This is a genomic window from Candidatus Limimorpha sp. (assembly GCF_056203535.1).
The window spans coordinates 1-12,569 of sequence record NZ_JBADWU010000064.1; the positions used below are offsets into that span (position 1 = coordinate 1).

General features: G+C 42.7%; 12 protein-coding genes. All 12 read left to right on the forward strand.

Going from position 1 to position 12,569, the window contains the following annotated elements; translation table 11 throughout:
* Nucleotides 1-226 precede the first annotated feature (226 nt).
* Entirely contained in the window at nt 227-481 is a 255-nt protein-coding gene (locus AC06MN_RS07740; protein ID WP_475671787.1) for a hypothetical protein, read from the forward strand.
* A 12-nt stretch (nt 482-493) separates the two neighbouring features.
* Entirely contained in the window at nt 494-940 is a 447-nt protein-coding gene (locus tag AC06MN_RS07745; protein WP_475671821.1) for a sugar transferase, read from the forward strand.
* A 75-nt stretch (nt 941-1,015) separates the two neighbouring features.
* The gene (locus AC06MN_RS07750; protein WP_475671788.1) at nt 1,016-2,485 is read left to right on the forward strand and encodes a lipopolysaccharide biosynthesis protein; all 1,470 of its coding nucleotides are present in this window, start codon (nt 1,016-1,018) and stop codon (nt 2,483-2,485) included.
* A gap of 38 nt (nt 2,486-2,523) precedes the next feature.
* Nucleotides 2,524-3,744, forward strand: a complete 1,221-nt coding sequence (locus AC06MN_RS07755; protein ID WP_475671789.1) for an O-antigen ligase family protein — start codon at nt 2,524-2,526, stop codon at nt 3,742-3,744.
* On the forward strand, nt 3,692-4,708 hold the full coding sequence (locus AC06MN_RS07760; protein ID WP_475671790.1) for an ATP-grasp domain-containing protein: 1,017 nt from the start codon (nt 3,692-3,694) through the stop codon (nt 4,706-4,708). The genes AC06MN_RS07755 and AC06MN_RS07760 overlap by 53 nt, the downstream gene beginning before the upstream one ends.
* A 56-nt stretch (nt 4,709-4,764) precedes the next feature.
* Nucleotides 4,765-5,802 carry a glycosyltransferase family 4 protein gene (locus AC06MN_RS07765; RefSeq protein WP_475671791.1) on the forward strand — a complete coding sequence of 346 codons (1,038 nt, stop codon included), beginning with the start codon at nt 4,765-4,767 and terminating at the stop codon, nt 5,800-5,802.
* Complete coding sequence (locus tag AC06MN_RS07770) at nt 5,799-6,830, forward strand: glycosyltransferase (RefSeq protein WP_475671792.1); 1,032 nt, start codon at nt 5,799-5,801, stop codon at nt 6,828-6,830. The genes AC06MN_RS07765 and AC06MN_RS07770 overlap by 4 nt, the downstream gene beginning before the upstream one ends.
* 68 nt (nt 6,831-6,898) lie before the next feature.
* Nucleotides 6,899-7,816, forward strand: coding sequence for a glycosyltransferase family 2 protein (locus AC06MN_RS07775; protein ID WP_475671793.1), 918 nt, complete (start codon nt 6,899-6,901; stop codon nt 7,814-7,816).
* A gap of 198 nt (nt 7,817-8,014) precedes the next feature.
* Nucleotides 8,015-9,439 (forward strand): undecaprenyl-phosphate glucose phosphotransferase, encoded by a 1,425-nt coding sequence (locus AC06MN_RS07780; RefSeq protein WP_475671794.1) that lies wholly within the window; start codon nt 8,015-8,017, stop codon nt 9,437-9,439.
* Between the two features lie 3 nt (nt 9,440-9,442).
* Complete coding sequence (locus AC06MN_RS07785) at nt 9,443-10,159, forward strand: WecB/TagA/CpsF family glycosyltransferase (RefSeq protein WP_475671795.1); 717 nt, start codon at nt 9,443-9,445, stop codon at nt 10,157-10,159.
* Between the two features lie 63 nt (nt 10,160-10,222).
* Nucleotides 10,223-11,071: a plasmid pRiA4b ORF-3 family protein gene (locus AC06MN_RS07790; protein ID WP_475671796.1), complete on the forward strand. Its 849-nt coding sequence runs from the start codon at nt 10,223-10,225 to the stop codon at nt 11,069-11,071.
* 231 nt (nt 11,072-11,302) lie between these two features.
* Entirely contained in the window at nt 11,303-12,568 is a 1,266-nt protein-coding gene (locus tag AC06MN_RS07795) for an aminotransferase class I/II-fold pyridoxal phosphate-dependent enzyme (RefSeq protein WP_475671797.1), read from the forward strand.
* Nucleotide 12,569 lies beyond the last annotated feature (1 nt).

Genomic DNA, 12,569 nt, shown 5'->3' on the forward strand with positions numbered 1-12,569 from the left:
GGCTGTAGTATAATATATGACTGATTTTTCTAAGATATAGAAATAATGATATAAGTATCACATTTACAAACATCTACAAAAATAATGCAAATAACGCTAATAATTCATTTTTATCAACTTTTGTCTTGACACAAAAGTTGCAAAAAGTCAAGGGCAGGACAATCGGCCCAACGCACAGTCTGCCTAAGAACTTGATTTTCAAACATCATGTCATAAACGCAGATATATGAAAATCAAGTCCTTAGTCAGCCTTTTGGCGGGCGCTGCCCCGCCGTCCTGCCCGACCAGCCGCACCCACCTCGAACAGGCTTTCAACACTTCAGTCAGGACAATCTTTAGAAAGATGGTGAAAAACACGGCATCAACGAAATCAATAAAAAATCAGTCTTTTATTAAACTAGAACCAAAAGAAAAAACAATGTTGCCAAAATGGCTTTTCGATAGAATCATCAGTCTGCTGGGGCTGCTTTGCCTCGGTTGACTCTACCTTGTCATAGCCATCATGATAAAATTCAAGACGGGTGGACCGGTGTTTTATGCACAGGTGCGTGTGGGGCGCAATGGCCGCCTTTTCCGTTGCCATAAGTTCTGCACCATGGAAGGCGAACAAGAAGAGTCGCCCATTGCTGCCTTGGAACAAAAACGCATCACGCCCATAGGCAGGACCTTAAGGCATCTCCACCTCGACGAATTGCCGCAGCTTTGGGATGTCTTCATCGGCAAGATGAGTTTCGTAGGCCCTCGCCCCGATGTGCCAGGCTATGCTGATAAACTGGAAGGGGAGGACAGGGCGATTCTGAAACTCCGTCCGGGCATCTTGCGGGAGCTTGTTTTGGCATCTACTTGTTTCAGCAGTTTATTTTGCAGATTTTATATTACAAAACTTCATTCCCTGTCTTGGTTGGCCCTTATTGGCTACCTTGGTTGGGATTTGCAATAACATTGCCTTTGTCGTATCTGCTTTCTGTTTTGTTGCTGAATACGAAGTGGGGGAAGTTTTTGATTGGATAATATCATGTCAGATAATCTAAATAAGAAAATAGTATCCGCCACGAAGTGGTCGGCCATAACGGAGATTATGGCAAAACTTGTCACGCCAATTACTTCTATGGTGATGGCAAGGTTGCTCACGCCCGAAGCTTTCGGTGTGGTGGCCACTTTCAGTGTCATTATCTCTTTTGCCGAGATTTTTTCCGATGCTGGTTTCCAACGGTACCTGATCCAGCATGAATTTGCCGATGATGAAGAAAGAGACCGCTCAACGAATGTGGCGTTCTGGTCCAATCTGTTTCTGAGTTTCTTTATTTGGGGACTGATTGCTTTATTCAGAAATCCTTTGGCTGAGTTGGTGGGAAGTCCTGGTTTAGGATTGGTGTTGGTTGTTACATGTGCCGGTATTCCGCTGACGGGCTTCTGTAGCATACAGACCGCTCTGTTTAAGCGCAATTTCGATTTCAAGACGCTGTTTTGGCGACGTTTAGTTTCGATTCTTATCCCAATCTTTGTCACCATCCCTTTGGCGTTTTGGCTGAGAAACTACTGGGCTTTGGTTATTGGTACTTTGGCATCGAATGTGGCAAATGCCATTTTGCTTTCGGTAAAATCCATCTGGAAACCTAGACGTTTCTACAGTTTTTCCTTGCTGAAGGAGATTTTCCCATTCTGTGGATGGAGCCTTCTGGATTCGGTTTTAGTGTGGGCGACATGTTATGCCGATATTTTCATCATTAGTCGTGCTTTGAATGTTTATTATTTGGGATTGTATAGAACATCCGTTTTAATGGTTGGTCAAATAGTCTCTTTAATCACGTCAATAGTTCTGCCTGTCATTATGCCGTCTTTGTCGCGTCTGCAGAACGATTTGCCTGAAATGCGCAGGATGCTGCTGAAATTTCAAAAGACTACGGGACTGGTGTTGCTGCCTTTGGGCGTGGGAATTTTTATGTTTAGGGATTTGCTGACAAATGTCATGTTGGGCAGCCAATGGATGGAAGCTGCCGATTTTCTGGGCTTGTGGGGGCTGATGGAAGCTGTGATGGTGGTTTTTGCCCGTTTCTGTTCGCCGGTTTATCCCGCCATTGGCAAACCGAGAGCCTCTGTCATTGTGCAAATATCGCATTTAGTAGTCCTGATACCTGCCATTATCATCTCAGGGCGATTTGGCTTCAAGGCGTTGTATATCACCCGTTCCTTGGTTCGCTTGGAATTGGCTCTGGTGAATCTAATAGCAGTGTATGTTCTGATAAAGCAATCGCCATGGAAGATGTTGATGAATATTCTGCCAGAGTCAATATGTTCCATCTTAATGGCAATTGTGGCGTATTTGCTGTTGATGCTTAATGGTAGCATTGTTATCTCTTTTGTCTGGGTGGCGGTTTGCGTATGTGTTTATTTCTTGTCGCTATACTTCCTGTTCCCTAAGGAAAGAAATGTTGTCAATTCATTGTTACGAATTGCACTGAATGTCGCAAAACGGAAACGTTGATGTTTATCCCATGAATTTGAATAAGAGAAATGCTAAAAATGAAAATCAATCTCATCCATTATTTCAACATTTTTTTCATCGCATTTTGCATCATTTGGCAGCCATTTCAATTGTATGTGTTGCATGTTGATGCTGCGGGAAGGACAATCATGTTGCTGTCGGTTGTCGCTTTCCTGCTGAATTTCAATCGGATTCTGTTTTTGTTCAGGCATACGAAAAGTGTCAGGATATGGTGTGTGTTGGTGCTGTATGCCTTGGTGAACAGTCTGCTTCAAGGTTATGTGTCCGAGTATGGAGCGTTTGGCTTTTTCCCTGTCAACTTCACGAATCCGTTGGTTTTCTTGTTAATCGTGACTTTGGAAATCCAAGACAATTGCGATTCTTGTGTGGCTGTAATGCTGGTGGCCTATTTGGTGTTTCTTTTTTTTGGTGCTTTCCATTTGTCGGGTTCTCCATTTGATAGAGTCATGTCGGAAATGGGAAATATGTTGCCGCTAACGGCCGTTGCCTGTGTCTTTATGGTTGCTGTTCTTTTTGTCTGGAAAAGGGTAAGGTTGCTTTCGCTTTTGTTAGTGGTGGCCTTCTGCCTGTTTGTTGTCATAATTGCCGCCACCCGAAAGGCAATGGGGGCCATTGTCATCCTGCTGTTTGGCGTTTTGCTGGCAAGAAACAGGGAAGGGCTTTGGGTTTTATTCATTAAAATGCTCTGTGCCTTTGCGTTTTTTTATATAGCCATCAACTACGTTTTGGATAACACCTTGATTGGAGAGCGTATCGTAAGCAATGAAGATTATATACCCGTGCAAATGGTGAAGAACGAAAAACTGAATGATTTTCTGATGATAGCATTGGGCGATAGGGCAATCCAATATGTGGGAGGATTTGAAGTGTTCCGTGAGCATCCGGTTTTCGGCATAGGAATAGGCAATTACATGACATACACAGAAACCGATTATCGGCTTCATACCGAATACATGGTGCAATTGTGTGAAAACGGGCTTGTCGGTTTCATCCTTTTATTGCTGTTCTATATCTCCGTGTTTCGTGGGCGCAAAAGAATCCGTGCCTACGATAGGAATTTTTCCATATTGCTGTGTTTCGGGTTGCTTGCCGTCTTGTTCATCGATTTTACTTCTTGGACGTATGATATGAATTACATCATGTCTATTTATGGCGTGATGATTGGTTGCTCAAATATCAATTATTATGAAAATAGCAATTTGTCCTCGGAAGGACTCGTTCAGCGACCGCTGGATTGAGTATTGTGAGAAAAACGAGATTGATTTCAAATTGGTCAATCCTTATGCCAATGATATTGTTGCGCAAGTGTCGGATTGTAATGCCTTCATGTGGCATTTCCATCATGGAGACTATCGTGACATGCAATTCGCCAAAAGCCTTATCTTGTCGTTGGAGACAAAAGGCATAAGGTGTTTCCCCGATTCTCATACCTGCTGGCATTTTGATGACAAGGTGGCGCAGATGTATTTGTTGGAGTCTGTAGATGCTCCTATGGTGCCTTCGTATGTGTTTTATTCGAAAGAGGAAGCCTTGGAATGGGCAGACACTACCACATTCCCCAAGGTGTTCAAACTGAAAGGAGGTGCCGGATCCAGCAACGTAATGCTGGCCCGGACAAAAGCGGAAGCTATCCGTCTCATAAAAAAATCTTTTGGAAAAGGTTTCCGGCAGTATCGCTGGCAAGAAAAGTTTATAGAAGAATGGCGACGGTACACATTGGGTATGAGCACATTCCATGATGTGTTGCGTACTTTGTATTATGCTTTCAAAAAATTCCCCACAGATTTTGACCATTATCATGGAAAGGAAATCGGATACGCTTATTTTCAGGATTTCATTCCCGACAACCCTTACGACATTCGAGTGTGCGTGGTTGGAGGAAAGGCTTTTGCCGTGAAGCGCATGACAAGAAAGAATGATTTTAGGGCATCGGGAAGTGGAAAATCGGTTTTCGACAAGGGACAAATTGATGAAAGATGCGTGATAATAGCGTTTGATGCAGCTGAAAAACTACAGGCACAGAGTGTCTCATTCGATTTCCTGTTTGATGGAAGCAATAATCCCTTGTTGGTGGAAATCAGTTATGGTTTTCCTGTTACATGGTATGGTAAGTTTGACGGCTACTGGACTTCTGATATGCTATGGCACGCAGGCAGCGATTTTGATTTCTGCGGCTGGGTGGTGGAAAATCTGATAAAGTAATGAGAAAGCAGAATGTTTTCCTGTATTGTACGGGGATTGATGACATCGTGTGCGGCTTGCCGAAAGTTGCTGGCATTCAGGTTCAGATGTGGTTTTGGGCCAAGACGTTCGCAAGTCACGGATGGAAGGTGTATAGCTTTTCGGAAAAAGGCATTCGGCTTTCTGACGATAGTGTCAGATTTGTAAAACTAAGGCAGCCAAGAATTCTGCATACGCTTCATTTGCAATTGGTAACGGAACTTTTGGGCTGTCTTAAACTTGGCTTTATACACCCCAATCTGGTCGTGTTGCGTGGGGCGCGAAGGGAGAATTTCTTTGTGGCGATACTATGCAAACTTTTATCCATAAAAACAGTGTTTTTCGGCGCCAGCGACGTTGGTTTTATCCCAGGGAAAGAACAGATAGCAGGTAGTCGTAAAAACACAATTATTTTCAGAAAATCAATAAGATACATCGACTATTTTGTTACGCAAAACGAAATTCAACACGACAGTCTTTTTTTCAATTATTGCAGGAAAAGCATTGTCGTACCCAACATTTGGCTGCCGACAAGTCGCAGCAAATCGCGTGAAAAAGGATACGACGTGCTGTGGATTGCAAATTTGCGGCCTTTGAAACGTGCAGAATGGCTGCTTGGCTTGGCAAACTCCTTGCCGGCGCGTTCTTTCGCCATGGTTGGCGGCCCCAACGACCCAAAGTATTATGATTATATTGAACAAGAGGCAAATAAAATACCTAATATAGACTTCATTGGCGCAAAGCCTTTTAATTATGTAGATAACTTATTGAGCAACAGTAAATTGTTGGTTTGTACATCGGAATTTGAAGGCTTCCCAAACACATTTTTACAGGCTTGGGCAAATTCAATTCCTGTTGTCTCTACGGTGAATCCAAATAAAATATTGACCGAAAAAGGAATAGGCATTTATGTGGAAACTCTGGAAGATTTAATCCAAAAAGTGGATAACTTGTTGTCCGACAAGCAATTGTACAATCTTATGAAAACTAATATAAAAGCGTATTTTGAAGCCAACCATTCAAATGAAGTAGCATACAATAAGATAATCAAATTATTAGACAGTGAATTGCTATGAGAATAGGCACGTATCTATATAAAGTACAATTCGGTGGAGGCGAAAAGCGACTGATTTTCCTATGCAAAGAACTTGCAGGCAAAGGCCATGAAATCGTGATTTTCACCGCCGACGAGGCAATAAAAAACATAAAGTTGCCTTTTACAATAATATTGTTCAAAAAAGACTCCAATAAAATAACGCGTTACAAAATCATCAGGCAAAACATCAGGAGAAAACGACTTGATTGGTTCCTGATGTTTTATCCACAAGATTTTGTCTTGGCTGCGGCCTTGTTGACAAAAACGCCAATACTGTCGTTCTTATGCGTTGATTGTCAATTTTATGCTAAAAACATACTTAGAAAAATGATTCAGTCGTTTTGGCTTGGCTGTAGTAAAAAAGTTGTCTTTCAAACGGAGCGTGTAAGGGAAACGATGCCAAGATACATCAGGCAAAAAAGCGTCGTGATTCCAAATCCAATAATGATTGAATATTGCAAATCTTCTTATACTATTGAAAAAAGACATGTCGTTTCTTCGGTCGGAAGGCTTGCCGATGGCAAGGGCTTTGATTTTTTGATAGACAGCTTTTCCAAGGCCTGCGAGGGAAACGACTACGTTTTGCATATATATGGAGACGGCCCTTTGAAAGGAAAATTGCAACAGCAAATCAACGATTTACACCTTGATTCAAGAGTTTTTTTAGACGGCTATTCAGATAATGTTCCGCAAGCGATTTGCAGTTCGGAGATTTTTGTGCTGGGCTCAAAATCGGAGGGAATGCCAAACGCCTTGATAGAGGCAATGGCTATGGGATTGGCTTGCATTAGCACAAAATTCAATAGTGGAGCCTCGGAATATCTGATTCAAGACGGCCAGAATGGATTGCTGGTCGATTACGGAGATGTAGGACAAATGGCAAATTGTATTCGTTATCTTATTGAAAACAAGGAACAAAGGCGTGACATGCAACAGGCCGCGCTTGAAATTTGGAATAAACTTGGAAAGGAAAAAATTGTGAAAGAGTGGGAAAATAGTTTAAAGTAAAAGTTTAGTGTTAAATAAACGCATCTTTCTCTAAACTCTAAACACTTAACCCTAAACTATCAATAATCATGGCTTTAAAAATATCAATAGTAACCGTGTGTTTCAACATGGTTTCGTTTATAGAACAGACGATAAAGTCGGTTCTTTCACAGGGTTATTCAAACCTTGAGTATATCATCATTGATGGAGGATCAACAGATGGGACTCAGGAAATCATAGAAAAGTATGAAGACAAACTGGCTTATTATGTCAGTGAGGCGGATGACGGAATGTATGATGCTCTGTCGAAGGGCTTTTCTCTCGCAACGGGAGATGTTTTAGCATGGCTTAATGCAGATGATATATATTTCAATCATACTTTCAGGGTTGTGAACGACATTTTTGAAAACAACAGCGATATTGCGTGGATTGGTGGAAAGTATTGCTTTCTGAGTGAGAACGGAGAGAAAACCAAGGCTTTCCCTAAATGCTCAGGAAGGTCTCGGGAAGACATATCAAACGGCTGGTGCAGGTATGGCTTGTTAGGCTATCTGCAACAGGAGAGCATGTTTTGGAGAAAAGAATTATACGAAAGGTGCGGCGGAATCGATATTTCATATAGGTACGCCGGCGATTTCGAACTATGGACCAGATTCGCAGGCCTTTCATCTCTTGCAAGGGTTGATATCCCATTGGCTGCATTCAGAATGCGCAGCGCAAGCCTCTCAAGAAACGGCGCCATGGAGTATCGCGACGAAATACTGAAGTCGTTTGATGCAAACCATCCGCTTAAAACGCCTTTTCTGTGGAGCTTGCTCGGCAAAAACAAGATAGCCAACCAACTGCTGAGGATGCTGCGTTATAGAAAAATAACCTACTTTTATTATTCTGGAAATGACGGTGTTTTGAAACGTAAGGAAAGATTGATGAATGCCAGCAACCACAATTTGGCTTCGTTGTTTTTCAAGTATCCTGACCATACGTGTCGGTTGAAATCCAAACGTTAAGTGTCCGTTCTCTTTGCGTAAGTAGATGACAAAATTAGTTTACATATTAAACACGAGAACGCGAGGTCGCGGGAATACGGGAATACGATATATCTCGAAGTCTCGCAGCCTCGAAATCCCGTGTCCATTTATCATGTAGTTTAATTTTGAACAAATACTTATCAGAATTACCAAACGTTCCTAATTTGATTTTGAAAAATGGAAAAAGTAAGCGATTTTAAGGGCCGTAATGTCAAATGGATGATGTATGTATGTGACATCATCACGCTTATTGCCGTATTCTCCTTCATTGCCATTTATATTGTTCCTGCTTTCGGATGGCGCAACTATGACAGCGATTTCAGGTTCTATCGTGATAGATTCGGACATTTGTTCGTGCTGATAATGTCATACATTCTCGCCTCATTTATATTCAGAATGAAAACAAAGGAGTTGAAATCCAATATTGATACGGTAATGCGTTCTTTGATCATCATAGTGTTCGCTCATGTCTTTTTCAGCATAAGCATCTATATATTATACAGGACTTTCCCGGGACATCTGATTATGTTGAGTGCCGTTTTCTGCTCTGTTTTGATGCCTTCTTTCCATCTGTCGATTCGCGCGGGATTAATAAGACTGAGACATAAAAAATCAAGAACGATTTCGGTTGTGTTTGTTGGAGCCGACAACTCAAATGTAACACTATATTCCCAGATTATTTCTGAATTCAGCATTTTCAGTTATGCGGTGAAGGGGTTCTTTACAACCACGTTGAAAGAAAACATCCCTAATGGAGTAGCATACCTTGGTTCGCTGTCGGATGTTTGCGATTATCTCAAAAACCATGACGTAACGGAAGTCTATTGTTCGCTGAACCCTGCAATGGAGAAGGAAAGGATTGACCGGATAGCCAAAACTTGCGAAGACGGATTCGTCAGGTTCTATTATGTTCCCAACATGGAAGGCTATCCGAAACGGAAAATGACGTTTTTCCGTTATGGTGATGTGAATCTGGTCAATCTCAGGGACGAGCCGCTTAGTAATCCGTATAACAGGTTCATTAAAAGATGCTTTGACATTATTGTTTCCGCTACGTTCTTGATTACGTTGTTCCCGATTGTATGGCTGATTCTCGCAATCATAATAAAAATAACGTCGCCTGGGCCGGTGCTGTTCAAACAGACACGTACCGGATATAACGGAAAACCGTTTACTTGCTTGAAATTCAGGTCGATGAAGGTGAATCTCGATGCGGACAAGATACAAGCTTCCAAAAATGATCCGAGAAAGACCAAGTTCGGAGATTTCCTTCGAAGGACATCCCTTGATGAACTTCCGCAATTCATCAACGTATTCAAAGGTGAGATGTCGGTTGTAGGGCCTCGCCCCCACATGGAGGTTCAGACAAAAATGTATTCCGAACTTATATCGGAATATATGGTCCGACATCAGTGTGTCCCCGGCATTACCGGCTGGGCTCAGATCAACGGATGCCGAGGTGAGACGAAAACCGTGGAAGAAATGGCGGAAAGAGTGAAACACGATATATGGTACATCGAGAATTGGTCCGTCATTCTCGACATCAGGATTATCATTAAAACCGTACTGCAAATACTTTCTAATGATAAACAGGCATATTGAAAAATGTTACGCATACGAGACTTACATTTGCTCAAAGACAAAAACGGACTGAAGGATATCCCTCAAGGAAAAATCCTTATCAACACGATAAATGCCCATAGTTTCAATACGGCTCAGACGGACGGTGTTTTTGCCGAGGCACTCACCAATGGAGACATCCTTATCCCTGACGGGCAAAGCATAGTTTGGGCTTGCAAATTCTGGAACAAGAAAGAGGCTCCAGCCGAAAGATGCTCGGGATGGGATCTTTTTTCTTACGAAATGGAAAAACTGAATTCAAAAGGTGGCAAATGCCTTTTTGTCGGCTCAACGGAAAACACGCTTTCACTCATCACAAGACAAGCGGAAAAAGACTATCCGAATATTGCAATTGACACGTATTCACCACCTTTCGAAAAATGTATTTCGGAAGAATCAAGTAATAAGATTATATCTTATATCAATCAGTCCAATCCTGATTTGTTATGGATTGGCATGACAGCTCCAAAACAGGAAAAATGGGCATATTCTCATTGGAATAGTTTAAGGATTAATTGCCATTGCGGAACTATCGGTGCCGTTTTTGATTTCTTTGCCGGAACAACTAAACGCGCCCCCGTCTGGATGCAGAGGAGCGGCCTCGAATGGTTTTCCCGCTTATGCAGCGAACCTAAAAGGTTGTGGAAGCGGTATTTAATCGGGAATGTGGTTTTCTGCTGGAATGTCATCACAAAAGGTTAGTAGTGGTCAGGTCGTGAAACACAATAAAGGGAAATAATGTAAATTTTCAACTCCAAACTTCTTATGATTATCAATATGAATGAAAATCAGCCCAACGAAAAGATTCAGGAAATACTGCGGCTGATAGAAAACCTTACGCCTGAAGAAAAGGATGAACTGTATGCTATGATTCTTGAGCCTATATTGAAACAGGCCGTCCATGCAATGCAAACAGGAGAGGACTATGCGGAAAATGATGATTTTGAATCATCCGTAGATAGTGATTTTAATGATCCCTTTCCGAAGACCTTGCCCCGCGACAATGTGAAGAAATACACATTGCGTGTCACGCTGAAAGGCTTGAAACCTGCCATATTCCGCAAGTTCGAGGTGCCTTCAAACATCACCTTGCGTAATCTGGGCGAACTGATTATTGACCTCATGGGATGGTTCGGCTATCATTTGCAGCAGTTTAGGGTCTATGATAGGTATTATTCTCCTGAATGGCAGGGCAAGGATAAAGGATGGGATTATTTTTCAGATAGTGAGAAAAATTTCAAAAGTGAGGAATATACTGTCGGTGATGTGCTGTCTGATAAAGGTAAATCCATCATGTTTGAGTACGATTTCGGCGATGGCTGGCAGCATGAAGTGAAACTATCGTCCATTGCGGATTATCAGCAAAATGAAGCCCATGCCGTGCGGCTCATCGATGGCCGACGGGCTTGCCCTATCGAGGATTGTGGCGGCATTTGGGGTTATGAAGCCCTCTGTGCTCACTTCTATGGCGACAAGTCTTTTGATGAAGAATACGAAAAGGAATTCTTCGATTCTTATATTGACGAGGACTTTGATCCTGAGTATTTTGATTTCCAAGATGCTCATGAAATTTGCAAGGTCTATTCGGAGGAGATTTTGAGAGAAGAACTTTAGAAAAGAGCTGCTCCCTGTTTCGATTTCTGAGTCAAATATTCCAAAAGGTCAAATAGTCTAAAGGTTCAAAAGGTCAAAAGGTCAAAAGTCCAATAGGTCAAAAGGTCAAAGGTCAGAAGGTCAAAGGTCAGAAGGTCAAAAGTCCAATAGTTCAAAAGGCTCAAAAGGTCAAAGGTCCAAAAGTCCAAAGGTCAAATAGTCTAAAAGTCAAAACAGTCAAATAGTCAAAATATGTCTAAACGCATCTATTTATGTCTCGCTCACATGAGTGAAGATGGAATCGAACAGAAGTATATCAAGGAGGCTTTCGACACCAACTGGGTGGTGCCTCTGGGGCCGAATGTCAATGCCTTTGAGCAGGACTTGAAGGTTTTTGTCGGACAAGACAAGGAAGTGGTGGCTTTGTCGGCTGGCACGGCTGCGGTGCATCTGGCTCTCATCGCCTGTGGCGTAGGTCCTGGCGACGAAGTCTGCGTGCAGAGTTTCACTTTCTGTGCTTCATCGCATCCTATCAAATATCTTGGCGCAACTCCAGTCTTTATTGACAGCGAACCTGATTCATGGAACATGGATCCTGTTTTACTGGAAGAAGCCATCAAGGATCGCATTGCCAAGACGGGACGTAAGCCGAAAGCCATTATTCCTGTGGCACTTTATGGAATGCCATACCGCATCGATGAAATCATGGAAATCTCTGAACGCTACGATATTCCTGTCATCGAAGATGCCGCCGAAGGCTTTGGGTCGAAATACAACGGACAAGTGCTGGGCACTTTTGGAAAATATGGTGTTCTCTCTTTCAATGGCAATAAGATGATTACAACATCGGGTGGAGGTGCTCTCATTTGCCCTGATGCCGAGGCTAAGAACAAGATTATGTGGTATGCCACACAAGCCCGTGAAGCCTATCCATATTATCAACATGAGGCCATTGGGTATAATTATCGCATGAGTAACATTTGTGCCGGCATAGGCCGTGGCCAGATGACGGTAGCCGAACAACACATAGACCATCATAGGTGCATTCAGAGATTGTATAGGGAATTACTGAAAGATGTTGAAGGCGTAACAATCCATGAAGAACCGGCTTGGTCACAAGGTGAAGCCAAATCCAATTTTTGGCTCTGCACCATCACTCTTGACCCATCATTGAAGGTGAAGGGGCAGGAGCGTGCTTATCAGGCTGCCATTCAAGGCGCTGTGGGTGGGGCTGCAGGTGTGGTGCATCAAAGCGAGAACTTGCACACGGAATGTGAACCAAACGCTAATGTCGAAGCCATGCGTATGGGGCTTGATGCCCTTGGCGTTGAGGCGCGACCGCTTTGGAAGCCTATGCACAAACAACCTGTCTATCAGGATTGTCCGGCATATCTCAATGGTGTCAGCGAAGGACTTTTCAAAGTTGGTCTTTGCTTGCCGTCGGGTCCTTGCGTTACGGATGATGATGTGCATTATATTGTCGAAAGCATCAAGGACCTGATTGTCGCTGACGAATAGA